The organism is Streptomyces fradiae, from assembly GCF_041270065.1.
Lineage (GTDB): Bacteria > Actinomycetota > Actinomycetes > Streptomycetales > Streptomycetaceae > Streptomyces.
On the sequence record NZ_CP065958.1, the window covers coordinates 5,243,980 to 5,270,396 of the forward strand.

Sequence of the window (26,417 nt, forward strand, 5' to 3'; positions counted from 1 at the left end):
CCTGGTTGAATCCAGGGGGCAGGGGCGCGCCGCCCGGCGACACGGGCGGCGCGGACAGGGCTTTGTTGCGGGGAGAGCATGAAGAACGGGAAGCCGACTTGGTGGAGCCGGCCGTCGACCACCACACCGACGGCCCCCGCCGCACCGCCCGAAGGGGCGGACGACGCCGACTTCACCCTCGCGGCTCCGGCGGTACCGCCGGCCGCCCCGGCCTCGGAACCGGCCGCCGAGCCGGCGCCTGAGCCCGTACCCGTACCCGTACCGGTACCGGTCCAGGAGACCGGGCCCGCGCCGGAAGCCGCGCCCGCGCCCGAGCCCGTATCGGCTCCGGCACCCGCTCAGGCGCCGGCGCCGCAGCAGCCGCTGCACGCCCCCGACCCGTACCGGACGCCGCCCTACGGCGAGCCGGGCCCGTGGGCGCCCGCGCCCCCGGTCCAGCCGCCCGCGCCGATGCCGGCGCCCGCGCCCGCGCCCGCGCCCGCGCCCCCCATGGCGGCGCCGGCGCCCGTGCCCGCGTACGACCCGTGGGGCGCCCAGCCGCTCGCGGTCGAGGGCAAGGCGCCCCGCAAGCCCCGGCGCGGCCTCGCGCTGGTCGGCGCGCTCGCCTTCGCGCTCGTCACCGGTGTGGTCGGCGGCGGCGTCGGCGCGTACGTCGAGCGCAACGGCGGCCTCAGCACCGTCGAACTCCCGCAGGCCGGCCCCGGCGACACCGCCCGCGCCCCCGGCAGCGTCGCCGGGATCGCCGCCAGCGCCCTGCCCAGCGTCGTCACCATCCACGTCAGCGGCAGCGGCTCCTCCGGCACCGGCACCGGCTTCGTGCTCGACACCCGCGGCCACATCCTCACCAACAACCACGTGGTGGACGCGGCGGCCTCCTCCGGCGAGATCTCCGTCACCTTCAGCAACGGCGAGACCGCCCGCGCCAAGCTCATCGGCCGCGACAGCGGCTACGACCTCGCCGTGATCCAGGTCCGCGGCGTCTCCGGCCTCAAGCCGCTCGCGCTCGGCAACTCCGACAGCGTCCGCGTCGGCGACCCGGTCGTCGCCATCGGCGCCCCCTTCGACCTCTCCAACACGGTCACCTCCGGCATCATCAGCGCCAAGGAGCGGCCCATCACCGCGGGCGGCGAGAAGGGCGACGGCAGCGACGTCAGCTATGTCGACGCCCTCCAGACCGACGCGCCGATAAACCCCGGCAACTCCGGCGGCCCGCTGGTCGACGGACAGGGCCGGGTCATCGGCATCAACAGCGCCATCCGGGCCGCCGGCGGCGGCTCCGGCGGCGAGGGCGGCGGCCAGTCCGGCTCCATCGGCCTCGGCTTCGCCATCCCCATCAACCAGGGCAAGCGGGTCGCCGAGGAGCTCATCAACACCGGCAAGGCCACCCACCCGGTCATCGGCGTCAGCCTCGACATGGCCTACACCGGCGACGGCGCCCGGGTCGGTGACAAGGGCAAGGGCAACACCCCCTCGGTCACCGCCGGCGGCCCCGCCGACAAGGCCGGCATCCGCCCCGGCGACGTCATCACCAAGGTCGACGGCCAGCGCGTCCACAGCGGCGAGGAGCTGATCGTGAAGATCCGCTCGCACCGCCCCGGCGACAAGCTGAAGCTGACCCTGACCCGTAACGGCAAAGAGCAGACAAAGACCTTGACCCTGGGCTCCTCCACCGGCACCTGAGACCGGCACCTGAGGGCAGCCGAGGGACCGCCCAGTGGCCATGTGGAGGACACCACGCTGTACCCGCCGGACAGTTTCGGCGGGTACCGTGGAGCGGGCCGCCCGGGACCGGCGAGAAGGAGCTACAGGGTGTTCAGCGACATAGGCGCACTCGAGCTGGTGACGCTCGTGGTGCTCGCCGTGCTCATCTTCGGACCCGACAAGCTGCCGAAGGTGATCCAGGACGTCTCCCGGTTCATCCGCAAGGTCCGCGAGTTCTCCGACAGCGCCAAGGCGGACATCCGCAGCGAGCTCGGCCCGGAGTTCAAGGACTTCGAGTTCGAGGACCTCAACCCCAAGAACTTCATCCGCAAGCAGCTCGCGGAGAACGAGGACTTCAAGGAGCTCAACGAGCTCCGCTCGACCTTCGACCTCAAGAAGGAGATGAACGAGGTCGCCGACGCGGTCCACGGCCGCGAGTCCCAGCCCTCCTCCTCGTCTTCCTCGTCCGCTCCCGCGGTCACCAGCGGCAAGCCGGACCTCCTGAAGAAGCAGGACAAGCCGGACAACGCCGAGCGTCCGCCGTACGACTACGACGCGACCTGACGGGCGAGTCGACGGGCGCCTGACGCGCCGTCCCACCGGCGCCGACGACGCCCTGTCACCGAACCACCCCGCAGCGGTGGCTATCCTCCCTCTGTTGACTGAACGAGGAGGCGGCCGAGATGAAGACGACGAGTCGGGTGGAAGCCGACGGCTTTCTGCGCGCACCCTTCGCCTGGTACGGGCTCGACGAGGCGTTCACCGGACCGCGCCGGCTGATGCAGATCGGCACGGCGGCGGACGGCACCGTGCAGCACGGCTCCATGGGCCACGGTGACGAGCCGTCGATAAAGTCCGAGGCCGGCGGGGCGGGTACGGAGAAGGAGCGCTTCGCGGTCGTCGTGACGGTCGCCGCCAACCCCGTGCGCCGCACCGGCGACGGCACCGGCGTCCTGGACGCCACCACGGTCTCCTCGGCGGCCTGGCTGGCCGGCTCGGGCCTCCTGGCCCACACCTGGCCCGCGCAGCTCGACCACGCCCTGCGCGACAACTGGCTCGACCAGCAGACCGAGACCGCCTTCGAACTCGCCGACGACCTCGACGGGCCCGCCTGGACCGCGCTCTCGCTGCCCGTGGACGGCGTCCCCGTGCCCTTCCACTACCGCGAGTCCGAGTTCGGCTGGGTCCTCGCCGGCTCGGCGGACGGCGTCCACATCGGCGCGTACGGGCGGGGCATGAGCGCGTACGGGCTCGGGTTCGCGCGGGTCAAGGACCTGGGCGCGTACGCCTGACGGAGCCCCGGCAACGCCGAAGGGCGCCCCGCGACTCGCGCGGGGCGCCCTTCGGCGTACGTACCGTCACACGCTCAGAACTTGTTCCGCGGCGTGATGCCCAGGCTCATGCCCGACAGACCGCGCTGGCGGCCGCCCAGCTTGCCCGCGATGGTGCGCAGGGCCGCGCCGGCCGGGGAGTCGGGGTCGGCCAGGACGACCGGCCTGCCCTCGTCGCCGCCCTCGCGCAGGCGCACGTCGATCGGGATCGAGCCGAGCACCGGGACAGTCGCGCCGGTGGTCTTGGTCAGGCCGTCGGCGACCTTCTGTCCGCCGCCCGTGCCGAACACGTCGACCATCTCGTCGCAGTGCGGACACGGCAGGCCCGCCATGTTCTCGACCACGCCGACGATCTTCTGGTGGGTCTGCACGGCGATCGCGCCGGCCCGCTCGGCGACCTCGGCCGCTGCCTGCTGCGGGGTGGTGACGACCAGGATCTCCGCGTTCGGCACCAGCTGGGCCACGGAGATCGCGATGTCGCCGGTGCCCGGCGGCAGGTCGAGGAGCAGGACGTCCAGGTCGCCCCAGTACACGTCCGCGAGGAACTGCTGGAGCGCGCGGTGCAGCATCGGGCCGCGCCACACCACCGGCGCGTTGCCCGGGGTGAACATGCCGATGGAGATGACCTTCACGCCGTTCGCCGACGGCGGCATGATCATGTTCTCGACCTGGGTGGGCTTGCCGTCCACGCCCAGCATGCGCGGCACGCTGTGGCCGTAGATGTCGGCGTCCACGACACCGACCTTCAGACCGTCGGCGGCCATCGCCGCCGCCAGGTTGACCGTCACCGAGGACTTGCCGACGCCGCCCTTGCCGGACGCCACCGCGTAGACCCGGGTCAGCGAGCCCGGCTTGGCGAACGGGACCTCGCGCTCGGCGGTGGTGCCGCGCAGCGCCGCCGCGAGCTCCTTGCGCTGCTCGTCGCTCATCACGTCCAGGGAGACGTCGACGCCGGTGACGCCCTCGACCCGGGAGACGGCGTCCGTCACGCGCTGGGTGATCGTCTCGCGCATAGGGCAGCCGGAGACCGTGAGGTAGACCGTCACGGCGACCGTGCCGTCGTCACCGATCTCCACCGACTTCACCATGCCGAGCTCGGTGATCGGCTTGTTGATCTCGGGGTCGTTCACCGTCGCCAGTGCTTCGCGCACCGCGTCTTCCATAGCCATAGAGAGATGGTACGGCGACGACCACCGGCTCATGAAAGGGCTGTCAACGGTCGGGTACGTCACTCCCGTGCGGACCGCCGTCCGGGAATAGATCCCGCCGGTCGTCCCGCCGGTCGTCGCGCCGGTCCCCGTCCCGCTGCTCCAGGTCCTTCAGCAGGTCCTGGAGCTCCGAGCGCATCCAGTCGCGGGTGGCCACCTCGCCCAGACCCATCCGCAGCGCCGCGATCTCCCGGGTCAGGTACTCGGTGTCGGCGATCGAGCGCTCGTTCTGCTTGCGGTCCTGCTCCAGGTTGACCCGGTCCCGGTCGTCCTGCCGGTTCTGCGCGAGCAGGATCAGCGGCGCCGCGTACGAGGCCTGGAGGGACAGGGCGAGCGTCAGGAAGATGAAGGGGTACTCGTCGAACTTCAGCGGCGCCGGCGCGAAGACGTTCCACCCGATCCAGACGACGACCGTCAGGGTCATCCAGACCAGGAACCGGCCCGTCCCCAGGAAGCGGGCGATCCGCTCCGAGAGGCGCCCGAAGGCCTCGGGGTCGTACTCCGGCAGCAGCCGGGTCCGCCGCTCGCGCGGCAGGTCGAGCCGGATCCGGGGCAGCGCGCGCTCCCGCTCCCCCCGTTCCCGGTCGCGCTCGCGGTCCCGCTCCTGCGCGCGCTCAGCCACCGCCCACCCCCTCCTCGTGGAACTCGGTCTCGCGCCAGTCGTCCGGCAGCAGGTGGTCGAGCACGTCGTCCACGGTCACCGCGCCGAGCAGCGAACCGCTCTCGTCCACCACCGGCGCCGCCACCAGGTTGTACGCGGCGAAGTAGCTGGTCACCGCCGGCAGCGGGGTGGCCGGCCCGAGCGGCGGCAGATCGCTGTCCACCAGCGCGCTGACCAGCGTGAACGGCGGATCCCGCAGCAGCCGCTGGAAGTGCACCGTGCCCAGGTACTTGCCGGTCGGGGTCTCGTCCGGAGGCCGGCACACGTACACCTGCGCGGCGAGCGCGGGGGAGAGGTCCTGCAGCCGTACGCGGGCGAGCGCGTCGGCGACCGTCGCGTCCGGGCGCAGCACGATCGGCTCGGTCGTCATCAGACCGCCCGCGGTCCGCTCCTCGTACGCCATGAGCCGGCGCACGTCCGCCGCGTCGTCCGGCTGCATCAGGGTGAGCAGCCGCTCCTTCTCGTCCTCCGGCAGCTCGTTCAGGAGGTCGGCGGCGTCGTCCGGGTCCATCGCCTCCAGGACGTCGGCGGCCCGCTCCTCCTTCAGCTTGCCCAGGATCTCGATCTGGTCGTCCTCCGGCAGCTCCTCCAGGACGTCCGCGAGCCGGTCGTCGTCGAGGGCGGCGGCCACCTCGGCGCGCCGCTTGGGGGAGAGGTGGTGCAGCGCGTTGGCGAGGTCGGCCGGGCGCAGCTTCTCGAAGGTGGCGACCAGGTTCTCGGCGCCCTGCCCGTGCTCCTCCAGGGAGAAGCCGGTGACGGCCGACCAGTCGACGGTCAGCGCCTCGCCCTTGCGGCGAAGCGCCCCGCCCTTGCCGCGCCGTACGAAGACCTTGTCGATCTCCCAGTCGCGTCGGGCCGGCAGCTGCTGGATCGCCACGTCGAGGACGGTGACCTCCTCGCCGCTCTCGACCAGCGTCACCCGCCGGTCGAGCAGCTCGCCGAGGACCAGGCGCTCGGTGGGGCGCTGTTCGAAGCGCCGCATGTTGACGACGCCGGTGGTGATGACCTGGCCGGACTCGACGCCGGTGATCCGGGTCATGGGCACGAAGACCCGGCGCCGGGACAGCACCTCGACCACCATGCCGAGCAGCCGGGGCGGGCGGCGGCCCACCCGCAGCATGGCCACCAGATCGCTGACCCGGCCGACCTGGTCGCCGACGGGGTCGAAGACCGGGACGCCGGCCAGATGGGAGACGAAGACCCGGGGGGCGCCTGCCGCCATGCCACGCGCCTCCTCCGTGCCGCACGATTCGGGCCGGTCCGTGACCGCTCGTCCCGCTTGCCGGGTTCAGGCTAGCCCGTGGCGGACGGTGCCGCTTCGGCAGAGCGCCCGTCCGGCTGCCTGCGGGGCGGTGACCCGACCCGGGTACGCTGCGGTCTGCCGCCCCCCACCGGCTCCGGATCCCACCGGCCGTCCCCCCACCCTCTCGAGAGGTGCCCAGGTGACCGTGCTCCGTCCGACCTCGCGCGTCCGCGGGGCCGTCCTTCCGCTCGCGCTCTGCGTGGGCCTGGTGTCGGTGCTCGGCGCCTGCGCGGCCGACCCGGACGAGGGGACCAACGGCGTCGGGCGGCTGGACGCCGCGGTGATCGAGCAGAAGGCCCAGCAGGCGGCCGACACGGCCAAGGCGGTACGGCTCTCCGGCACGCTGGTCAGCAAGGGCGGCACCTACAAGCTGAACATGCGCCTCAAGCAGGACGGCGCGAGCGGCTCGGTGACCACGAAGAACAGCACCTTCGAGCTGCTGCGGGTCGGCGACGCGCTCTATCTGAAGGCGGACGCGGGCTTCTGGGAGCACGAGGACGGCGGCGCCGGCGGCTCGGCCGCCCCCTCGGGAGCCGCGGGCTCCGACGGCTCGGGCTCCGACGGCTCCGGCTCCGGTGAGTCCGGTCCGGACGACGCCGGTTCGGAGGCCGCCGACACGCTCGGCGACAAGTACGTGAAGGTGCCGGAGGACGACCCCTCGTACAAGCAGCTGCGCGGCTTCACCGACATGAACCTGCTGCTCGACGGGCTGATCGGGCTGCACGGCGACCTCGTCAAGGGCGACCACGACACGATCGGCGGGACGCGCACCATCAACGTCCGGGGCGGCGAGGACGCCATGGGCGGCTCGCTCGACGTGTCCCTGGAGGGCGTCCCGTACCCGCTGCGCTTCGCGCGCGGCGGCGGCGCGGGCGTGGTGATCCTGTCCGAGTGGGACAAGGACTTCCCGCTGGCCGAGCCGGAGAAGGGCCAGACCCTCGACTACGGCAAGCAGCTGCCCCGCACCTGAGCTCACTCAGGCGGACCGCCACCGACAACCCCTTCGGCACAGGTACCGCCGAACTGACGGCCTAGCGGCGGGGCTTCCGCTTCCGCTTCAGAAGCAGCTTCGGCAGTCCGGCCGGGATCGGCCGCCGGGTGATGCCCGGGGACGGCAGCGGTACGGCGGCCAGCGAGCCGTCCGGCAGGTCGGTGGTCGAGGCCCGCGGTTCGAGCCGGACGACCCGGCACTCCCGGGCCCAGCGCTCCGGCATCGCCTCGCCGTCGGGCGCGTTCAGCCGCTTGCCCTTGAGCTCGGCGACGGCCGCCGCCCACTCCTCCGTACCGGCCGGCAGCTCGCGCACGGCGGCGGTCCAGGCGACGACCCGGCCGCCCTTGTCCTTGCTGCGCACGGTGACCTCGGCGGTGCCGCCGTCGGTCAGGCCCGGCAGCGGCTGCTCGCCCGGGCCGTCGCCGACGACGAGCGCGGCGCCCTCGTGCCACACGTGCCACAGCGCGCGGGCCGCCGGGGCCTCGCCCCGTACCCAGACGAGGCCCGACTTCTTGGTGGCCTCCTCGACGAGGAACAGCTCTTCGGTCATGGTCCGAAGCCTATCGAGCCACGGAAGCCCCACGGCCCGGGGCGGCTACAACCAGCCGTTGCGCTTGAGCGTGCGGTGGATGGCGAAGCAGATGACGGCGATGCCGCCGAGCACCATCGGGTAGCCGTACTTCCAGTGCAGCTCCGGCATGTGGTCGAAGTTCATGCCGTAGACGCCGCAGACCGCCGTCGGGACGGCGACGATCGCCGCCCACGAGGTGATCTTGCGCATGTCCTCGTTCTGCGCGACGGTCGCCTGCGCCAGATTGGCCTGGAGGATCGAGTTGAGCAGTTCGTCGAAGGCGACGACCTGCTCCTGGACCCGGGCGAGGTGGTCGGCGACGTCCCGGAAGTACTTCTGGATGTCGGGGTCGACGAGTCGCATCGGCCGCTCGCTGAGCAGCTGCATCGGGCGGAGCAGCGGCGTGACCGCCCGCTTGAACTCCAGGACCTCGCGCTTGAGCTGGTAGATCCGGCCGGTGTCGGCGCCGCGCGTGGAGCCCTTGGCGGCCGGCGAGAAGACGTCGATCTCCAGCTCGTCGATGTCGAGCTCGACGGCGTCGGCGACCGCGATGTAGCCGTCGACGACATGGTCGGCGATGGCGTGCAGCACGGAGGAGGGGCCCTTGGCGAGCAGCTCCGGCTCGCCCTGGAGGCGGTGCCGGAGGTTGCGCAGCGAGCCCTGGCCGCCGTGCCGGACGGTGATGACGAAGTCGGGGCCGGTGAAGACCATCACCTCGCCGGTCTCCACGACCTCGCTGGTGGCGGTGAGTTCGGCGTGCTCGACGTAGTGGATCGTCTTGAAGACGGTGAAGAGAGTGTCGTCGTAGCGCTCCAGCTTGGGCCGCTGGTGGGCGTGGACGGCGTCCTCGACGGCGAGCGGGTGCAGCCCGAACTCGGCGGCGATACCGGCGAATTCGGCCTCGGTCGGCTCGTGCAGACCGATCCACGCGAAGCCGCCGCTCTCCCGCACCTGGCGCATCGCGCCGCGCGGGGTGAGGCACGCGCGGTCGTCGACCCGGCGCCCCTCGCGGTAGACGGCGCAGTCGACGACGGCGCTCGCGGCCGTGGGGTCGCGGGTGGCGTCGTAGTTGGCGTACTGCGAGGCGGTCGCGGTGGCCGTCTTGCGCAGCGGGTGCAGCAGGGACGGACGGACGGCGGCGCGCAGGTCACGGATCATCGACATGGGCGTGCTCCTTCACGGAGAGGCCGTCGGCGACGGTGGCACAGCCCGGAATGAGGACGTGGAGCCACGTCGTCCACAAAGCGGGCGGCACCGGCGGATCGCGGTGACGGCGTTCGCTACAGACAGGGAGGCAAGAAGGTGCTCTTCCGTCGTGCGAGCTGCCGGAGACCGGGGAGATGAGGATCCGGGAAGGCCGAGAGGCTAACGGGATCCGCGGGTCACCGGAGGGAGGAGCGCACCGGGCTGGGGTGCGTGGCGGCGGAAGAGCGGCTGGTACTGCCGGGTCGACTTCGATCCATCGCAGTCCCACCTCCTCCGGCCGGTCCCTCGTGAGGGATGACGTGTGACGAGCAGTCGGGTCATCAAGCCCGACCAGTCGCCCACACTATCAGCCGACCGAGGGTCAATCCCTTACTTTGCCCGTTCCATACGCGCTTTATGCTCGCCGCATGGCAGAAATTCTCGTTCTGGTCGAGGCCCGGTTGCGCACCGCCCTCGGCGAGCCGGACGCGCGGGCGGCGATCACCTTCCTCGGCACCGACCGGATCGAGGTGCTCCGGTTCATCGACGCCGAGGCCGGCCTGGTGCGCTACGCGACCCTCGGCATGTCCGCGCAGCCGATGGCCGACCCCACCTCCGCGCTCGCCGACCCGGTGAAGGGCCCGCGTGCCGAACTGCTGCTCACCGTCCGCGCCGGCCTCGCCGACACCGACCAGGTGCTCCGCCCGCTCGCCGTGCTCGCCGCCACCCCGCAGGTCGAGGGCGTCGTCGTGGCCCCCGGCGCCTCGCTCGACGTGGGCGAACCCCTGTGGCCGGGCGCGCCCTTCAGCTCGGTCCTGGTCGCCGAGTCGGGCGGCCTGGTCGAGGACCTGGATCTCGACGCCCCGCTGGACCCGGTGCGCTTCCTGCCGCTGCTCCCGATGACCTCGAACGAGGCCGCCTGGAAGCGGGTGCACGGCGCGCAGGCCCTGGAGGAGCGCTGGCTCAGCAACGGAACGGACCTGCGCGATCCGCTGCGCAAGTCCGTGACCCTGGACTGAGCGGGGAGCCGGGGGCGGCGGACCGGCGCCGGCGGATGATCGTCGTCCGGTCGCGGTCCGGTTGAAGTGCTCCGGGTGCTCCGGGTGAAGCGCTCCGGCCGGACGGGTGATCATCGGTGATCGTCCTTGACGCGGGGCCGCGCGGGTAGGACCGTTGAGCCCTATGAGGGGCGAACCCAGTTGCCCGAAGTGCGGTGGCCGGGTCAGGGCGCCCGGTCTCTTCGCCGACTCCTGGCAGTGCGACGTGCACGGCTCGGTGCACCCGCTACAGCCCGTGATCCCACCCAGCGTCGAGGGCCTCGGTGTGGTCGTGCACCGGGCCCATGTGCCGGTGTGGATGCCGTGGCCCCTGCCCGTCGGATGGCTCTTCACCGGAGTGGCGTACGCCGGTGACGACCGCAGCGGCGGACGCGCGACCGCCGTGGCCTGTTCCGGGCCCGGTCCGCTCGGCGGCATCGGGGAGCTGCTGCTCGTCGCCGAGGAGCTCGGCGTCGGACTCGGCGCCCGGTACGCGGGCATGGACGGCCCCGATCCCGGCCCCGGCATGGCGATCGACAAACCACCCCAGGTCAAGGTGCTCGCCGCCGGCCGCCCCACCCCGCTCTGGCATGTCACCGGCGCCCCGCAGGACCGCGCCGTCTTCGCCGGCGAGGCGCGCGGACTCTGGCTGTGGGCGATCGTCTGGCCCGAGCAGTCCGGCCTGCTGATGTACGACGAGCTGGTCCTCACGGATCTGCGCGACGCCGGAGCGGAGGTCGAGCTGCTGCCGTGCGGCGCGCTGACACCGAGGCTGCTCACGTAGCGCTGCCCACGTAGCGCCGCTCACGTAGTGCTGCTCACCTGGCGGCGGGGCGTCGCGCGACCGCGGGTAAGGGGCGGGGGCTTCGGTGGATCCGTACGAAGGGGCTTGATTCGCCCGTTATGCTGGAGCGGTCCCTTCAGTCCGCCCCGAGCCCCCGGAGTCCCGCGTCGTGCGCATCGACCTGCACACCCACTCCACGGCCTCGGACGGTACGGACACCCCCGCCGAGCTGGTGCGGAACGCCGCCGCCGCGGGCCTCGACGTGGTCGCGCTGACCGATCACGACACCACCCGGGGATACGGCGAGGCCATCGCGGCCCTCCCCGAGGGCCTCACCCTGGTCACCGGCGCCGAACTCTCCTGCCGCTACGACGGCGTGAGCCTCCACATGCTCGCCTATCTCTTCGACCCCGAGGAGCCCGCCCTGCTCGCCGAGCGCGAGCTGGTCCGGGACGACCGGGTGCCGCGCGCCCGCGCCATGGTCGGCAAGCTCCAGGAGCTCGGCGTGCCGGTCACCTGGGAGCAGGTCGCCCGGATCGCCGGCGACGGCTCCGTGGGCCGACCGCACGTCGCCGAGGCGCTGGTCGAACTCGGTGTCGTGCCCGATGTCTCCGGCGCCTTCACGCCCGAGTGGATCGCCGACGGCGGCCGGGCCCACGTGCAGAAGCACGAGCTCGACCCGATCGACGCGATCCGCCTGGTCAAGGCCGCCGGCGGGGTCACCGTCTTCGCCCACCCGCTGGCCGTCAAGCGCGGCGAGTGCGTGCCCGAGTCCGCCATCGCGAAGCTCGCCGAGGCCGGTCTCGACGGCATCGAGGTGGACCACATGGACCACGACGAGCCGACCAGGGCCCGGCTGCGCGGCCTCGCCAAGGAGCTGGGGCTGCTCACCACCGGCTCCAGCGACTACCACGGCAGCCGAAAGACCGTCGGCCTCGGCGAGTACACCACCGACCCCGAGATCTACGGCGAGATCACCCGCCGCGCCGCCGGTGCCTTCCCGGTGCCGGGCGCGGGCGGACGCCCGTAACCCCTCGTCAACGCCACACCTCTTTCGACTCCTGTCGTCGATTCCTGCCTGACGGCCGGCCGCTCCGCGCGGCCCGTCCGCCGTGCCGTGGCGTCCCCGTGCTTCCCCTCCCGGCCGGCTCCGGCCTGCCCACTCTCCGGAATCCCTGATTCCGGACGTTCGTGTACACCCCTTTCCCGCAAGGCACCCACACCGTGTTCGACGTCGCCGTCTTCGGCTCGCTGTTCCTGACCCTCTTCGTGATCATGGATCCCCCGGGGATCACCCCGATCTTCCTCGCCCTCACCTCCGGCCGCCCCGCCAAGGTCCAGCGCCGCATGGCCTGGCAGGCCGTCGCCGTGGCCTTCGGCGTCATCGCCGTCTTCGGCGTGCTCGGCCAGCAGATCCTCGACTACCTGCACGTCTCCGTCCCGGCGCTGATGATCGCGGGCGGACTGCTCCTGCTGCTCATCGCGCTCAGCCTGCTCACCGGCAAGAACGACGAGCCGCAGCAGACCAAGGACGTCAACGTCGCCCTGGTCCCGCTCGGCATGCCGCTGCTCGCCGGGCCCGGTGCCATCGTCTCGGTCATCCTCGCCGTGCAGCACGCCGACGGCGCCGCCGCCCAGGTCTCCGTCTGGGCCGCGATCGTCGCCATGCACGTCGTGCTGTGGCTGGCCATGCGCTACTCGCTGCTGATCATCCGCGTCATCAAGGACGGCGGCGTGGTCCTGGTGACCCGGCTGGCCGGCATGATGCTCGCCGCCATCGCCGTGCAGCAGATCATCAACGGCGTCACCCAGGTCATCCAGGGCGCCTGACGCCTCCGGACGGGCTTGTGCCGTACACACCACTGCGCCCCCGTACGGATTTCGGTTCTCCGGAGTCCGTGCGGGGGCGCGGTGCGTGGTGGAGCTTCGTCTTTACGAGGCCGAGGTCTCGGCCGGGCGGATCCAGATGCGCTGACCGATAGCGGCGGCCTGTTGCACGATCCGGTTGACGGAGGCGGCGTCCACGACGGTCCGGTCGACGGGCGTGCCGTCGATGTCGTCGAGTCGCAGGATTTCGAAGCGCATGGGCTTCTCCCTTCGTCTGAGTTGATCCTCCTGATGGAGAACTGGGTGTACGCCGGCCTCTGTGGCGGCGTACATACCTGTCCAACGGCATGCACCCTGCAAACATTCCCTACGCTAAGGAAAATTTTCGGGAGGCTAAATACCGTCGGGTAGACCCCTCTCGGGACCATCATCGACGAAGCGCGTTACGAGGGTGCTTCGGCCGGATTTCCGCCGATCGGCACCTCGGTACGACCCGGGACCGCCCGCTCCTGGACCGCGTCCCAGAACGCCGCGAGCCGTGCCGCGAGCTCCTCCGGGTGCGACACATTGGGGGAGTGGCCGGCCCCCGCCACCACCGTGTGGTGCGCGCCGGTACGGGCGGCCGCCGCCGCCAGGTCCGGCACCGGCCAGACCGTCTCCTCGTCCCCGTACGCCAGATGCAGCGGCATCGGCAGCGCCCGCAGCGCCGCCGTGCCGTCCGGGTCGCGCACGAGCAGCCGGCCCGCGCCCGAGAGCTGGGCGATCCGGGTCAGCATCCAGCGCCGGCGCAGGAAGTCCACGATCTCCTGCGGGTCCTCGGCGCCCGGCTCCTCGCCGCGGCTGTCCAGCCAGCGGGTCGCCTGCCACACCCGCTCCTTCGGCAGCAGCGCGAACGCGCCGCGCAACGCGTGGATCCGGACCCGCTGCGGCCGGGCCACCCGGCCGGGGCCCGAGGAGAGCAGGGTCAGTGAGGAGAAGGCGTCCGGCGCGAGCGCGACCGCCGCCCGGGCCACAAGGCCGCCGAAGGAATGCCCGAGCAGATGCACCGGCCCGTCCCCGAGCGCCGCCGCCTGCGCCACCACGTCCAGCGCCAGTGCCTTGCGCCGGTACGCGGCCCGGCCACGCGGCCCCGGCGTCTCGTTCTGCCCCCGCCCGTCGACGGCGACCGCCCGGTACCCGGCCTCGGCGAGCGGGCCGAGCAGCGCGAGGAAGTCCTCCTTGCTGCCGGTGTACCCGGGCAGCAACAGCACGGTCCCGTGCCGGGGTCCGTCGGGCGCGGTGTCGAGTACGGCGAAGGGGCCGCGCGCGGTCGCCAGCCGATGGCGACGGGTACGGGGCGGCAGCGCCAGGGACCGGGGCTTGCTCATACAGCGACTCTAACCGGAACCGGAGCGGCGCCTCCGACGAGCGCCCGCGCCTGAACGCACCGCGGCCCGGCACCCTCCGGAGAGGGGCCGGGCCGCGGTGGTGGTGCTGCCGGCTGCTTACGCCTCGGGCTGGGCGGCAGCCTTCTTGGCGACCCGCTTGCGCGGAGCGGCCTTCTTGGGGGCGGTCTCCGCGGCCTCGGCCGGAGCCTCGGCGGCGACGGCCTTCTTCGTCGTACGACGACGGGTCGGCGTCTTCGGCTCCGAGGCGTCCGGGGCCTCGGCGGCGACGGCCTTCTTGGCCACACGCTTGCGCGGAGCGGCCTTCTTCGGCTCCTCGGTCACCTCGGTCGCGGCCTCGGCCACGGTCTCGGCGACCTTCTTCGCGACCCGCTTGCGCGGAGCGGCCTTCTTGGGGGCCTCGGTCGTCTCGGCCGGGGCCTCGGCGGCGACGGCCTTCTTGGCGACCCGCTTGCGCGGAGCGGCCTTCTTCGGCTCCTCGGTCACGACCGGCTCGGCCACCGGGGCGGCGGCCTCGACGATCACCACGGCACCGGTGTCCGCGGTCGACGTCACCGGGCTGGAGGCCCGGCGGGTCGCGCGGCGGCGCGGCTTGGGCTCCTCGGCGACCGGCGCGGGGGCCGGCTCCGGGGCGGCCGGGGCCTCGACGGTCGGGGCCGTGCTGGTCACCGGGCGGGTGGCGCGGCGGCGCGCACGCGGTGCCGACGGGGCGGCGGCCGGAGCGGCGGTCACCGGCTCGGCGGCCTGCGCCGGGACGGCGGCCTTGGCCTCCGCGGCCTTGACCTCGGCGGCCTTCGGCTCGACGCCCTTCGGCTCGGCGGCCTTGACCTCGGCGGCCTTCGGCTCGGTCGCCTGGGCCGGCACCGTACGGGCCGTGGCGGCGGCCAGCGCGGCGGCGGCCGTCTCGACCGTCTGGAACGACACGGTCTCCTCGGCCGGACGCGGCCGGACCCGGCGCTTGCGCGGGGCCGGGGCGGCGGCAGCCGGAGCCGGGGCAGCGGGCGCGGCGGCGGTCACCGGCTCGGCGGCCTCCGGACGCGCGCCACGGGAACGCCGGCGGCGCGGCCGGGACTCCTCGGCCGGGGCGGCCGAAGCCTCGACGGCGGGGGTCTCGGCGACCGGAGCCTCGGCCACCTCGGTGGCCTCCGCGGCGCGGGTCCGGGTACGGCCACGGCGGGAGCGCGGCGCCTCGGCGGGCGCCTCGGCCACCGGGGCCTCCACGACCGGAGCCTCGGCCACCGGGGCCTCGACGACCGGCTCGGGCGCCTCGGCGACCGCGGTCGTGCTCGACGCGCCGGCGACCGGGATACCGGCCGACGGCCCGCCCGTACCGCGGGTGCGGCGGCGGCGCGGGCGGCGCGGGCCGGCGGGCGCCTCGGGGGCGTCCGTACCGGAGTCCGTACCGACGGCCGGGGTCTCGACGACGGCAGGCGCGCCGTCACCGAGCTCCGAACCGCCACGGGTGCGGCGGCGCTGACGCGGCGTACGGGTGCCGGCCGGGCGCTCCTCGGTCTGCTGCTGCTCGCGGCGCGGGCCACGGCCGCGCTTGCCGCCCGGCTCGCCCAGGTCCTCCAGGACCTCCGCGTCGAGACCGGCGCGGGTGCGCTCGGCGCGCGGCAGGATGCCCTTGGTGCCCTCGGGGATATTGAGGAGCTCGTACAGGTGCGGCGAGCTGGAGTACGTCTCGACCGGGTCGCTGAAGTTCAGCTCGAGGGCCTTGTTGATCAGCTGCCAGCGCGGGATGTCGTCCCAGTCGACCAGCGTGATCGCCGTACCGCTCGCGCCCGCGCGGCCGGTGCGGCCGATGCGGTGCAGATAGGTCTTCTCGTCCTCGGGGGACTGGTAGTTGATGACGTGCGTGACGCCCTCGACGTCGATGCCGCGGGCGGCGACGTCGGTGGCGACGAGGACGTCGACCTTGCCGTTGCGGAAGGCGCGCAGCGCCTGCTCGCGGGCGCCCTGGCCGAGGTCGCCGTGGACCGCGCCGGAGGCGAAGCCGCGGCGCTCCAGCTGCTCGGCGATGTCGGCCGCGGTGCGCTTCGTACGGCAGAAGATCATCGCGAGACCGCGGCCGCGGGCCTGCAGGATGCGCGAGACCATCTCCGGCTTGTCCATGTTGTGGGCGCGGAAGACGTGCTGCGCGATGTTCGCGTGGGTCGCGCCCTCGTCGTCCGGCGAGGTGGCGCGGATGTGCGTGGGCTTCGACATGTAGCGACGGGCCAGGCCGATGACGGCGCCCGGCATGGTCGCCGAGAACAGCATGGTCTGGCGCTTCGCCGGAAGCATGTTGATGATCTTCTCGACGTCGGGCAGGAAGCCCAGGTCGAGCATCTCGTCGGCCTCGTCCAGGACGAGCGCCTTGACGTGCGACAGGTCGAGCTTGCGCTGCCCGGCCAGGTCGAGCAGCCGGCCGGGGGTGCCGACGATCACGTCGACGCCCTTCTTCAGCGCCTCGACCTGCGGCTCGTAGGCCCGGCCGCCGTAGATGGCGAGGACCCGCACGTTGCGCACCTTGCCGGCGGTGAGCAGGTCGTTGGTGACCTGCTGGCACAGCTCGCGGGTGGGCACGACGACGAGCGCCTGCGGGGCGTCGGTCAGCTGCCCGGGCTCGGCCCGGCCCGCCTCGACGTCGGCGGGGACGATGACGCGCTCCAGGATCGGGAGGCCGAAGCCGAGGGTCTTGCCCGTACCGGTCTTGGCCTGGCCGATGACGTCGGTGCCGGAAAGGGCGACCGGAAGGGTCATCTCCTGGATGGGGAAGGGGGAAACGATGCCGACGGCTTCCAGGGCCTCGGCCGTCTCGGGAAGGATCCCGAGGTCTCGGAACGTAGTCAGGGTGCTGCCTCTTCTGTGAGACGCGGCGCGAGGCGAACGAAGGGGGTCTCACCGTGCCGGGAACCACTGGGGGGATCGGGAAGATCACCGTCGGGTCGGCGCGGGACCACTGCCGTCGCTCGAGCGTCGTGCCGCTGAGGGACCCTTCGGCGGGTCCGCCGGAAGGGCTGTCGGGCCGGAGCCGATCGGGCCACCGACCGGGCATCCTCATTCATCAGTCGGCCCACCGGGTACGTCCGAACGTGCGAAAGCATGTCCGCATACTCAGCAGGCGCATTACCACTGTACCCCGGAATCGCGCATGTGTGTTGGGAGAATTCCCGGGGAGGCCGCGGTCACAGGGGACGACCGGCGCCCCGGGGGTCACGGGGAGCGGGCTATTGTGCGGTTCATGGAGACGCCTGACAACGCCACACCCACCGGTATCGCCGCCCAGGACTGGGCCACGGCCTCCGCCGTGCCGCAGTACCGCGCCGCCGTGATCGACCTGCTCGGCGCGCTGGCCTACGGCGAGCTCGCGGCCTTCGAGCGGCTCGCCGAGGACGCCAAGCTGGCGCCGACCCTCGCGGACAAGGCGGAGCTGGCGAAGATGGCCTCCGCCGAGTTCCACCACTTCGAGCAGCTGCGTGACCGGCTCTCCGCCGTGGACGCCGAGCCGACCGGGGCGATGGAGCCCTTCGCCAAGGCGCTGGACGACTTCCACCGGCAGACCGCGCCGTCCGACTGGCTGGAGGGCCTGGTCAAGGCGTACGTGGGCGACTCGATCGCCAGTGACTTCTACCGCGAGGTCGCGGCCCGGCTCGACACCGACACCCGCGCGCTCGTGCTCTCCGTGCTCGACGACACCGGCCACGGCAACTTCGCCGTGGAGAAGGTCCGCGCCGCGATCGACGCCGACCCGCGGGTGGGCGGCCGCCTCGCCCTGTGGGCGCGCCGGCTGATGGGCGAGGCCCTGTCGCAGGCCCAGCGCGTGGTCGCCGAGCGCGACGCGCTGTCGACGATGCTGGTCGGTGGCGTGGACGGGATGGCCGCGGGCTTCGACCTCGCCGAGGTCGGCCGCATGTTCTCCCGTATCACCGAGGCGCACACCAAGCGGATGGCCGCGCTCGGCCTGGCCGCGTAAGCGAGCGCACAGGCCGCCGGGCGCTCGCTCAGCCCGCGGCGGCTGAGCGGCGCAGCCGCCGCCGCGAGGCCGGGCGGACGAGCAGCGACAGCAGTACGGCGGTGACGGCGACGGCGCCGATCAGGGTGGCCAGGAAGTGGCCGGGCCCGAGGGCGCCGTGGGTCACCAGGGCGCCGAAGACGCCGCCGAGCGCGCCGGTCAGCAGGACGGCGGCCCGTCCGGGGAGGCGATCGGGGAGCCGGTGCGCGGCGGCCCAGGCCAGGGCGAATCCGAGCAGGGCGGAACCGAGGGCTTCCAGGAACACGGCGGATCACCTCGCGTGCGGGGCGGGGCGGGCAGTTCGGTCACTCCCGTCCTACCCGGTCACTCCGGATGACAATCCTCCCCGTACCCCCTGACGTGGGCAGACGGGGACAAGGTGACGAACTGTCGAGACGTACGACGAGACGTACGACGAGACGTACGACGGGACGTACGACGAGACGTACGACGAGACGTACGGCGAGAGGTATGACGAAGGGCCCGGCGGACAGCACGTCCGCCGGGCCCTTCGCTTCTGTCGTACGTCTCAGAGGGTGCCGAAGCCCACCCGGCGCACGGCCTGCTCGCCGATCTCGATGTACGCGATCTTGTCGGACGGGACGAGGACCTTGCGGCCCTTCTCGTCCGTCAGGCTGAGCAGCGGCGTCTTGCCGGCCAGCGCGTCGGCGACCGCACGCTCGACCTCTTCGGCGGACTGCCCGCTCTCCAGAACGATCTCCCGGGGTGCGTACTGCACGCCGATCTTGACCTCCACGGCTATGTCCCTCCGAACGGTCTGCTGTGCGCGAGGATCCCGCGCCGTACCTGCCACACATTAGCCCGGTGAGGGGACGGACACGGTGCGCACGGGGCACGCCAAGAGCGAACAGCGCGGGGGAACAAAGGGGAGGGGCGAAAGGGAAAGGCCCCGGGCGGGGTGCCCGGGGCCTTCATGAAGAAACGTGCGGCTCAGTGGCCCTCGGCGGCGAGCTGGCCCTCCGTGCCGTGCAGCGGGAAGCCGGCGATGCCGCGCCAGGCGAGCGAGGTCAGCAGGCCGACCGCCGTGTCGCGGGGGATCGGCGACTCGCTGGACAGCCAGTAGCGCGCGACCACCTGGGACACGCCGCCGAGGCCCACGGCGAGGAGCATGGACTCGTCCTTCGACAGGCCGGTGTCCTCCGCGATGACCTCGGAGATGGCCTCGGCGCACTGCAGCGAGACCCGGTCGACGCGCTCGCGCACGGCGGGCTCGTTGGTCAGGTCCGACTCGAAGACGAGTCGGAAGGCGCCGCCCTCGTCCTCCACGTACGCGAAGTAGGCGTCCATGGTCGCCGCGACCCGCAGCTTGTTGTCGGAGGTGGAGCCCAGGGCCGTGCGCACCGACTGGAGCAGCGCCTCGCAGTGCTGGTCCAGGAGCGCCAGGTAGAGCTCGAGCTTGCCCGGGAAGTGCTGGTAGAGCACCGGCTTGCTGACGCCGGCCCGCTCGGCGATGTCGTCCATGGCGGCCGAGTGGTAACCCTGGGCGACGAACACCTCCTGGGCCGCGCCGAGCAGCTGGTTCCGACGGGCACGGCGCGGCAGGCGCGTGCCCCGGGGGCGTGCTGCCTCTGTCTGCTCGATGGCGCTCACGCCGCCTCCAAAGTTCGATCCATGCGCGCATTGGCGTCGCGCCGCCATCGTACTTTTGGGTAACCCGGCTGTGCGCGGTGCGAACGCAGAATTTCACGGACCGGACGTTCGGGGCGAGAGGCGACGGGCAACAAGATGGTCAGGTAACCGAACAAATCGGCTGAGGGTGTTCGGTCCATACGTGGCTACCCGTCGGTAATGCGGGGACAACGCGCCGATACGGGCACGATCCGCCCCGGGGGTGCACGATCCGTCCGGATCAGCGGCCGGATCAGCGGTAGTCGTCCTCGTCGACGCTGACCACCCGGGTCTGCTCCACCGCGTCCGCGTCGTTCGCCTGGTCGTGCGGCAACTGCTGGGGCCGCTCGTCCTCGCGCTGCTGCAGTTCGGTGTGCTGCTCGGCCGCGTCGGCCTCCGGGATCTCCTCGTCGAGCACGACGTCCTCTTCCTCGGCGAATGTGTCCGGCTCGTTCGGGTCGACAGTCATGCGGTTCCTTCCGGCGTGGCGGGTCCGCGGGTCCTGTCCGATGACCCTCAACTCCGAGCCTAGGAGCTCCCCCGGCGCGCCGCACCCGATCCTGTGACGCCACCCACACGCGCCCGGGCGTGATCGTCTCGTAATATCGCTGCCATGTCCTCGACCGAGCTGCCGGAAACCCGGACCGCCGCCCCGCCCGCGAGCCCGCCGCGCGCCGTGCGGGTCGCCGACGGCGAGAGACTGCGCTCCGTCGCGCTGCCCGGGCTCACCCTGACCGTGCGCTCCCGGCCCGCCGCCCGCCCCGGTCTGCCGCCCGCGCTGTACGTGCACGGGCTCGGCGGCTCCTCGCAGAACTGGTCGGACCTGATGCCGCGGCTCGCCGACCTCGTGGACGGCGAGGCGGTCGACCTGCCCGGCTTCGGCGACTCGCCGCCGCCGGACGACGGCAACTACTCGGTGACGGGACACGCCCGGGCGGTCATCCGGCTGCTCGACGCGGCCGGCCGCGGCCCGGTGCACCTGTTCGGCAACTCGCTGGGCGGCGCCGTCGCCACCCGGGTCGCCGCCGTGCGCCCCGACCTGGTGCGCACCCTCACCCTGGTCTCCCCGGCGCTGCCGGAGCTGCGCGTGCAGAAGACCGCGTGGCCGACCGCGCTGTTCGCCCTGCCCGGCATCGCGCCGCTGTTCGCGCGGCTCAGCAGGGACTGGACGCCGGAGCAGCGGGTCCGCGGGGTGCTCTCCCTCTGTTACGGCGACCCCGGGCGGGTCAGCGAAGAGGGCTTCCGGCACGCCGTCGAGGAGATGGAACGGCGCCTGGAGCTGCCGTACTTCTGGGACGCGATGGCCCGCTCCTCGCGCGGCATCGTCGACGCGTACACCTTGGGCGGCCAGCACGGGCTCTGGCGGCAGGCCGAGCGGGTGCTCGCCCCGACCCTCCTCGTCTACGGCGGCCGCGACCAGCTGGTCGGCTACCGGATGGCGCGCAAGGCGGCCGCCGCGTTCCGCGGCTCGCGGCTGCTCACGCTCCCGGAGGCGGGGCACGTGGCCATGATGGAGTATCCGGAGACCGTCGCCGCGGCGGTCCGGGAGCTGATCACCGATGCCGCGCGGACCGCGGCCGAGGGCGGGAGCTGAGCCGGACCGTGGGACGACATAGTCGCAAGGGGCCCGCGCCCGCGCCCGCGCCCGCGCCCGCGCCGGTGGCCGACACCGGACGACAGGAGCCCGCGAGGCCCGGCCCGGGAAGCGGCCGCCGCCGCCGCGGCGAGAGCCCGCAGCCGCAGGCGGGTGACTACTGGGAGGCCGGCCGGCCCCCGACGCCGCAGCGGCCGCAGGCCGCGCAGCAGTACCCGGGCGGCGGCCGGCCGCAGGCCGGCGGGCCTCGTACGCAGGGCGTGCCGCAGTATCCGGGTGGCGGCGCCCGACCGCAGGGCGCGCCGCAGCCCATGGGCGCCCCACGGCCGCAGGCCGGTGGCCTCCACCCGCAGAGCACGCCCCCGTACCCGCCCGGCGCACGGCCGCAGGCCGGTGGACCCCGTAACCCGAGTGGGCAGCCGCAGGCTGGTGGGCCCGGCGGTCAGGCCGCACCGCAGTACCCCGGTGGGCCCCGGCCGCAGGCCGCGCCGCAGCCGCCTCGTCCGTACGGCCCCGGGCAGGGCACCCCGCCGCAGGGTGTCCCCATGTACGGCGCGCCGAGGCGGACGCCCGCGCCGCTGTTCGACACGCCGATGCACGGCACGCCGCGCTTCCAGGGGCCGTACGACCCGAGCGCCGAGGACGCCTTCGTACGCGGCGGGCACCCCGAGCACGAGGAGACCGCGCGCCCCGCGGCGCCGTTCGTGCCCGGCCCGCGCCGTGAGGCGCCGCCGCGGCCGGCCGTCGAGGAGCCGGACGAGACCGGCACGGAGGCCGAGCCCGGCACCGACGCGCGGCGACCCGCGCGGGCCGGCGGCCTCGGGCGGACCTTCACCGGGGTCGCTGCCGCCGCGATCACCACCGTGCTCGCCGTGGTCGTGGCCGGGCAGGTGGCCGAGCGGGAGAGCGGCGGCGCGGCGCAGTCGCGGGCGGCGGACCGGCCCACCGACCGGGCAGGGGCCGAGAACCCGGCGTCCCGTTCGGACGACCGCCCGACCCGTACGCCCACGGCGCCCGCCCCGCCGCCGCCCTCGTACGAGGAGCTGATGGCGCGGCAGTTCCCGATCGACCCGAAGCTGCACGGCCCGGGGAAGTTCGACGCCGTGCCCGGCTTCGACAAGGCGCCCGGCAAGGGCCGCAAGATCCGCTACCGGGTCGACGTGGAGCAGGGCCTCGGGCTCGACGGCGCGCTGTTCGCGCAGGCGGTGCAGAAGACGCTCAACGACGAGCGCAGCTGGGCCGGCCGGGGCGAGATGACCTTCGAGCGGATCTCCAGCGGGGACCCGGACTTCGTCATCACCCTCGCCAGCCCCGGCACCACCGGCGACTGGTGCCGCAAGTCCGGTCTCGACACCACCGTCGACAACGTGTCCTGCGACTCCGCCTCCACCGAGCGCGTGATGATCAACGCCTTCCGGTGGGCGCAGGGTTCGGACACCTTCGGCCCGGCCGCGATGCACGCCTACCGCCAGATGCTCATCAACCACGAAGTCGGGCACCGGCTCGGCCACAACCACGTGAGCTGCCGCACGCCCGGCGCGCTCGCCCCGGTGATGCAGCAGCAGACCAAGTCGCTCGACATCGACGGCATCAGGTGCCGCCCCAACCCCTGGGTGCACCCGGGAAGTTGACGTCAACGGGCACCAGTTGACACCCCGTCGAATTACCCCCCGGGGCCTGACGGAGAGTGACGGAACCGGCCGGTAGCGCCACGGAACGCGACCGGCGCGGGAAAGTCACGCGCATTCACCCCTTCCGGTGGTGCGACGGACAACCGTCCATCACACCCCCGTCATGTCCGCTTACGTTCTTCACGCTGCGGGTCGCCGGACCGAACGGCGACCGCCGTCACGGGAGAACCGTCACGGGAGAACGGGGGTGTACTCATGCGGATCGGACTGCTCACGGAGGGTGGCTACCCGCATGCCGCCGGTGAGTCCGGGCTCTGGTGCGACCGGCTCGTCCGCGGGCTCGCCCCGCACGAGTTCGACCTCTACGCGCTGAGCCGCGACGCCCGCCAGGAGGCCGCCGGCCGGCTGCCGCTGCCGCCCAATGTGCGCGGCGTGCGCACCGCCCCGCTGTGGACCCCCGAGGACGACACCCGCGGCCCCGGCCGGGCCCGCGGCCGCGGCTACGGCCGGCGCGACCGGCGCCGCTTCGAGGACGCGTTCCGGGAGCTCGCCGAGGGCGTCTGCGCCGCCGACCCGGCCGGCGACGGCACCGACCGGCCCGCCGCCGACGGCGGCCCCGAGCGCTTCGCCGCCGGGCTCTACGGACTCGCCGAACTCGCCCGCGAGAGCGGCGGACTCGCCGCCGCGCTGCGCTCCGAGTCCGTCGTCCGGGTCCTGGAGGCCGCCTGCCGCGCCCCCGGCGCCCGCCGCGGCGTCGCCGCCGCCACCGTTCCCGACCAACTCGCCTTCACCGAACAGCTGGAGCGCGCCCTGCGCCCCCTCTCGCTCGGCTGGTACGACGAGGAGGCCGGCCTCGACGGAACGGCCGGCGGCCTCGGGCTCGTCGACCTCTGCCACGCCGCCTCCGCCGGTGCCGCCGCCCTCCCGGGCCTCCTGGCCAAACGCTTCTTCGGCACCCCGCTGCTCGTCACCGAGTACGGCGTCCAGCTCCGCGCCCACTACCTCGCCGCCACCGACGCCCCCCTCACCACCCCCGTACGCGCCCTGCTCGCCGCCTTCCACGGACGGCTCGCCGGCGAGGTCTACCGGCAGGCCGCCCTGCTCACCCCCGGCAACGCGCACGCCCGCCGCTGGCAGGAGAAGTGCGGCGCCGACCGGGCCCGGCTGCGCACCGTCCACCCCGGCATGGACGCCGAGCGCTTCGCCGAGGTCGGCGAGGACGAGGAGAGCGGCGACCCGGCCACCCTCTCCTGGATCGGCCGGGTCGAGCCCGCCAAGGACCTGGTCGCCCTGCTGCACGCCTTCGCCGAGGTGCGCCGGCAGCAGCCCGACGCCCGGCTGCGGATCGTCGCCGCGCCGGTGACCGAGCCCGGCGCCGCCGCGTACCTCGCGCACTGCCGCGGCCTCGCCGAGCAGCTGTTCCCCGACGAGGCGGCCGGCGCGCACGCCATCGGCGAGAACCCGGTCTCCTTCGAGGAGCTCGGCGGACCCGAGGCGCCCAGCCTGGAGGAGGCCTACGCGGCCAGCGCCGTCGTCGTGCTCTCCAGCGTCGTCGAGGGCTTCCCGGTCGGCCTCGTCGAGGCCATGTTCTGCGCCCGGGCCACCGTCTCCACGGACGTCGGCGCGGTCGTCGAGGTCATCGGCGGCACCGGGCTCGTCGTCCCCCCGCGCAACCCCAAGGCGCTCGCCGACGCCTGCCTCGCGCTGCTGCGCGACCCGGACCGCCGGTACCGGCTCGGCGCGGCCGCCCGCGCCCGCGCCCTGGAGCTGTTCACCGTGGAACAGAACCTGGCGGCGTTCCGCGGCATCTACCTCGAACTTCTCTCCCACTCACCGGTCCGCCGCCGCACCACCAGCGGCGTGCCCTTCGCCCACCCGGCCGAGTCCCATGTGCCGGGCAGCTGGGCGGACCAGCCGGTCACCGCGGCGGCCGGTGCGGGAGATCCCGATGCATGAAGGAGGCACATCCATGCGCGGCCCCGCCGCACCCACCAGCCCCGGCCCCTGGGACTCCCGCTCCGAGGCGCTGCTCAGGTCCTGTCTGGAGTCCCCCCGCGGCGTCGCGGCGCCCGGCACCGCCGCCTCCGGCGTTGTCGTCAGTCGCGAGGTCCCCCGTAGCCCTTCGGGCACGGGAGGTGCCCCCTCCGCCATCGCTCCTTCCTCCGCCTTGGACGCGACGGCACCGGACACCGCTCCTTCTCCCGCGCTGGAACTCCAGACAGGACCTAGCGCGCCCGCGCTCACGGCACCGCCCGCGCTGCTGCCGTCCGGCGGACTCGACCTGGCGGCGGCCCCTGCCGTACCGGCCGCACCAGCCCCCGTACCCGCCCCTGCCGTCGAGCCGAAGCCCGCCCCGGCCGCCCCTGCCGAAGCGATTCAGCAGACCGCGGTGCCGACCGCGGTCCAGGCCGCCTCCGCGCGGCCCCGGCGCGGCCCCGCCGACCCCGTCAAGGCCCTGATGCACCGCCACCGCGAGCTGTGCGAACGGGCCGTGGACCCGCTGGAGATCGCCGCCGGCCTGGAGACGCACGGCGTCACCGACCGCACCGCCGCCCGCTTCCGGCACCGCGACGTGTTCTCGCTCGCCGAGGAGCTGTACGCCCGCGTCCCGCGCGGGGAGGCCACCGTGTCCCGTACCCCGGCCGACCGGGCGGACCGGCCCGGCCCCGCGAGCTGGGCGCTCACCGTCTGCGCGCCCGGCGCCGTCGCCGCCCTCGCCACCCTCGGACTCGCCCTCGGCACCGGCGGGCTCCGGCTCGCCGCGGGAGCGATCGGCGTCGTCGGACTGTTCGCCGGACTCGTCGTCGCCGTGCGCCGCGGCCCGCTCCGCGTCACCGCCGGCACCCCGACCGCCGCCCCCCTGTGGACCCTGGGCCTGCTCGCCTACGCGGCGGCCGGCGACGGACTCCTCGACCAGGTGCTGCGCGGCGGACCCGACACCGGGCCGGTCGTCGTCACCGCCCTCGACGGCCCGGTCGCCGCCGCCGACTGGGCCTTCGACACCGCGCCCCTGCTCGCCCTCGCCCTGTCCGTCGCCCCCGCCGCCTGGTGCGCCCACCTCTTCGCCGTACGGGCCCGCCACCGGCTCGCCGCCAGCCGCGGCCTCGCCGACTTCGCCGCCGGCGCCCGCCCGCTGCTCCTCGGCACCGTCGCCCTCCACCTCGCCCTGCTCGCCGGACTGCTCGCCCTCACCGGCTTCCACCCCGGCGCCCTCGCGCTCGGCGCGCTGCTCCTGATCGCCCGGCTGCTCGCCGTCCACGGCTTCGCCGAGACCGCCGCCCGCGCCCTCGGGGCCGCCTGCGCCGCCGAGCTCCTCGCCCTCGCGAGCGTCCTCGCCGCCCGCCTCCCCGGCCTCGACGTGATCGGCGCCCCGGTCCGCGAGCTCGTCCGGCTCGGCGGCCCCGCCGCCCTGCCCGCCCTGGTCTGCGGCTGCGCCGCCCTCGCCCTGCTCACCCACGCCACCGAGGCCCTCTCCCGCGCCTCGGCCCACGCGTAGGCGCAGGCCTGCCGCCCCCACCCCACCCCCACACCCGATCGCGCACCCGCGGAGCCGACGCCGCGGGCGTGTCACCCACGTGAGAC

General features: G+C 73.8%; 25 protein-coding genes. 13 read left to right on the plus strand and 12 right to left on the minus strand.

What is annotated here, in order from left to right; all coding sequences use genetic code 11:
- Window positions 1-78: 78 nt before the first annotated feature.
- The 3 genes from JAO84_RS24175 to JAO84_RS24185 all read left to right on the plus strand — a co-directional run bounded on the left by JAO84_RS24175 (window position 79) and on the right by JAO84_RS24185 (window position 2,993).
- A complete protein-coding gene (locus JAO84_RS24175; RefSeq protein WP_370414734.1) occupies window positions 79-1,680 on the plus strand; it encodes a S1C family serine protease in 1,602 nt (533 codons plus the stop codon).
- A gap of 129 nt (window positions 1,681-1,809) precedes the next feature.
- Window positions 1,810-2,265 carry a sec-independent translocase gene (locus JAO84_RS24180; RefSeq protein WP_265866653.1) on the plus strand — a complete coding sequence of 152 codons (456 nt, stop codon included), beginning with the start codon at window positions 1,810-1,812 and terminating at the stop codon, window positions 2,263-2,265.
- 119 nt (window positions 2,266-2,384) lie between these two features.
- Entirely contained in the window at window positions 2,385-2,993 is a 609-nt protein-coding gene (locus JAO84_RS24185) for a hypothetical protein (RefSeq protein ID WP_370414735.1), read from the plus strand.
- Between the two features lie 74 nt (window positions 2,994-3,067).
- Here JAO84_RS24185 and JAO84_RS24190 read toward each other — a convergent pair whose 3' ends face one another.
- The 3 genes from JAO84_RS24190 to JAO84_RS24200 are packed head-to-tail and all read right to left on the minus strand — an operon-like array spanning window position 3,068 to window position 6,123.
- Window positions 3,068-4,201 (minus strand): Mrp/NBP35 family ATP-binding protein, encoded by a 1,134-nt coding sequence (locus tag JAO84_RS24190; protein ID WP_265866650.1) that lies wholly within the window; start codon window positions 4,199-4,201, stop codon window positions 3,068-3,070.
- Between the two features lie 43 nt (window positions 4,202-4,244).
- Window positions 4,245-4,862: a DUF1003 domain-containing protein gene (locus JAO84_RS24195; RefSeq protein ID WP_370414736.1), complete on the minus strand. Its 618-nt coding sequence runs from the start codon at window positions 4,860-4,862 to the stop codon at window positions 4,245-4,247.
- Window positions 4,855-6,123, minus strand: coding sequence for a magnesium transporter MgtE N-terminal domain-containing protein (locus JAO84_RS24200; RefSeq protein WP_370414737.1), 1,269 nt, complete (start codon window positions 6,121-6,123; stop codon window positions 4,855-4,857). The genes JAO84_RS24195 and JAO84_RS24200 overlap by 8 nt, the downstream gene beginning before the upstream one ends.
- Before the next feature lie 220 nt (window positions 6,124-6,343).
- Here JAO84_RS24200 and JAO84_RS24205 point away from each other — a divergent pair, with 220 nt between their 5' ends.
- On the plus strand, window positions 6,344-7,174 hold the full coding sequence (locus JAO84_RS24205; RefSeq protein WP_370414738.1) for a hypothetical protein: 831 nt from the start codon (window positions 6,344-6,346) through the stop codon (window positions 7,172-7,174).
- Window positions 7,175-7,235: 61 nt separating this feature from the next.
- Here the strand turns inward: JAO84_RS24205 and JAO84_RS24210 are convergent, their stop codons facing one another.
- Window positions 7,236-7,745 (minus strand): hypothetical protein, encoded by a 510-nt coding sequence (locus JAO84_RS24210; protein WP_370414739.1) that lies wholly within the window; start codon window positions 7,743-7,745, stop codon window positions 7,236-7,238.
- 45 nt (window positions 7,746-7,790) lie between these two features.
- The gene (locus tag JAO84_RS24215) at window positions 7,791-8,930 is read right to left on the minus strand and encodes a magnesium and cobalt transport protein CorA (protein ID WP_265866645.1); all 1,140 of its coding nucleotides are present in this window, start codon (window positions 8,928-8,930) and stop codon (window positions 7,791-7,793) included.
- A gap of 449 nt (window positions 8,931-9,379) precedes the next feature.
- On the opposite strand from JAO84_RS24215, the gene JAO84_RS24220 reads away from it, so the two are divergent.
- The 4 genes from JAO84_RS24220 (at window position 9,380) to JAO84_RS24235 (ending at window position 12,602) form a co-directional block, all read left to right on the plus strand.
- Entirely contained in the window at window positions 9,380-9,970 is a 591-nt protein-coding gene (locus JAO84_RS24220; protein ID WP_370414740.1) for a suppressor of fused domain protein, read from the plus strand.
- Window positions 9,971-10,133: 163 nt separating this feature from the next.
- Window positions 10,134-10,772, plus strand: a complete 639-nt coding sequence (locus tag JAO84_RS24225; protein ID WP_265866643.1) for a DUF6758 family protein — start codon at window positions 10,134-10,136, stop codon at window positions 10,770-10,772.
- 169 nt (window positions 10,773-10,941) lie between these two features.
- Window positions 10,942-11,802 carry a PHP domain-containing protein gene (locus tag JAO84_RS24230; RefSeq protein ID WP_370414741.1) on the plus strand — a complete coding sequence of 287 codons (861 nt, stop codon included), beginning with the start codon at window positions 10,942-10,944 and terminating at the stop codon, window positions 11,800-11,802.
- Window positions 11,803-11,996: 194 nt separating this feature from the next.
- Window positions 11,997-12,602, plus strand: coding sequence for a MarC family protein (locus JAO84_RS24235; protein WP_370414742.1), 606 nt, complete (start codon window positions 11,997-11,999; stop codon window positions 12,600-12,602).
- A gap of 102 nt (window positions 12,603-12,704) precedes the next feature.
- Here the strand turns inward: JAO84_RS24235 and JAO84_RS24240 are convergent, their stop codons facing one another.
- The 3 genes from JAO84_RS24240 to JAO84_RS24250 all read right to left on the minus strand — a co-directional run bounded on the left by JAO84_RS24240 (window position 12,705) and on the right by JAO84_RS24250 (window position 16,729).
- A complete protein-coding gene (locus JAO84_RS24240) occupies window positions 12,705-12,857 on the minus strand; it encodes a hypothetical protein (protein WP_086823662.1) in 153 nt (50 codons plus the stop codon).
- Window positions 12,858-13,042: 185 nt separating this feature from the next.
- Entirely contained in the window at window positions 13,043-13,966 is a 924-nt protein-coding gene (locus JAO84_RS24245) for an alpha/beta fold hydrolase (RefSeq protein ID WP_370414743.1), read from the minus strand.
- Between the two features lie 117 nt (window positions 13,967-14,083).
- Window positions 14,084-16,729, minus strand: coding sequence for a DEAD/DEAH box helicase (locus tag JAO84_RS24250; RefSeq protein ID WP_370414744.1), 2,646 nt, complete (start codon window positions 16,727-16,729; stop codon window positions 14,084-14,086).
- A gap of 481 nt (window positions 16,730-17,210) precedes the next feature.
- Between JAO84_RS24250 and JAO84_RS24255 the strand changes: the two genes are divergently transcribed.
- The gene (locus JAO84_RS24255; RefSeq protein WP_370414745.1) at window positions 17,211-17,942 is read left to right on the plus strand and encodes a ferritin-like fold-containing protein; all 732 of its coding nucleotides are present in this window, start codon (window positions 17,211-17,213) and stop codon (window positions 17,940-17,942) included.
- Between the two features lie 28 nt (window positions 17,943-17,970).
- Here the strand turns inward: JAO84_RS24255 and JAO84_RS24260 are convergent, their stop codons facing one another.
- The 4 genes from JAO84_RS24260 to JAO84_RS24275 all read right to left on the minus strand — a co-directional run bounded on the left by JAO84_RS24260 (window position 17,971) and on the right by JAO84_RS24275 (window position 20,079).
- Window positions 17,971-18,246, minus strand: coding sequence for a hypothetical protein (locus JAO84_RS24260; RefSeq protein WP_265866638.1), 276 nt, complete (start codon window positions 18,244-18,246; stop codon window positions 17,971-17,973).
- A 264-nt stretch (window positions 18,247-18,510) separates the two neighbouring features.
- Window positions 18,511-18,738 carry a DUF3107 domain-containing protein gene (locus JAO84_RS24265; RefSeq protein WP_370414746.1) on the minus strand — a complete coding sequence of 76 codons (228 nt, stop codon included), beginning with the start codon at window positions 18,736-18,738 and terminating at the stop codon, window positions 18,511-18,513.
- 194 nt (window positions 18,739-18,932) lie between these two features.
- On the minus strand, window positions 18,933-19,592 hold the full coding sequence (locus JAO84_RS24270; protein WP_265866636.1) for a TetR/AcrR family transcriptional regulator: 660 nt from the start codon (window positions 19,590-19,592) through the stop codon (window positions 18,933-18,935).
- Between the two features lie 271 nt (window positions 19,593-19,863).
- Window positions 19,864-20,079 carry a hypothetical protein gene (locus JAO84_RS24275; RefSeq protein ID WP_365755442.1) on the minus strand — a complete coding sequence of 72 codons (216 nt, stop codon included), beginning with the start codon at window positions 20,077-20,079 and terminating at the stop codon, window positions 19,864-19,866.
- A 144-nt stretch (window positions 20,080-20,223) separates the two neighbouring features.
- On the opposite strand from JAO84_RS24275, the gene JAO84_RS24280 reads away from it, so the two are divergent.
- The 4 genes from JAO84_RS24280 (at window position 20,224) to JAO84_RS24295 (ending at window position 26,331) form a co-directional block, all read left to right on the plus strand.
- Entirely contained in the window at window positions 20,224-21,204 is a 981-nt protein-coding gene (locus JAO84_RS24280; RefSeq protein ID WP_370414748.1) for an alpha/beta fold hydrolase, read from the plus strand.
- 8 nt (window positions 21,205-21,212) lie between these two features.
- Window positions 21,213-22,835: a DUF3152 domain-containing protein gene (locus JAO84_RS24285; protein ID WP_370414749.1), complete on the plus strand. Its 1,623-nt coding sequence runs from the start codon at window positions 21,213-21,215 to the stop codon at window positions 22,833-22,835.
- Window positions 22,836-23,090: 255 nt separating this feature from the next.
- Complete coding sequence (locus tag JAO84_RS24290; protein WP_370414750.1) at window positions 23,091-24,791, plus strand: DUF3492 domain-containing protein; 1,701 nt, start codon at window positions 23,091-23,093, stop codon at window positions 24,789-24,791.
- Window positions 24,792-24,804: 13 nt separating this feature from the next.
- Complete coding sequence (locus JAO84_RS24295; RefSeq protein WP_370414751.1) at window positions 24,805-26,331, plus strand: hypothetical protein; 1,527 nt, start codon at window positions 24,805-24,807, stop codon at window positions 26,329-26,331.
- Window positions 26,332-26,417: the final 86 nt, after the last annotated feature.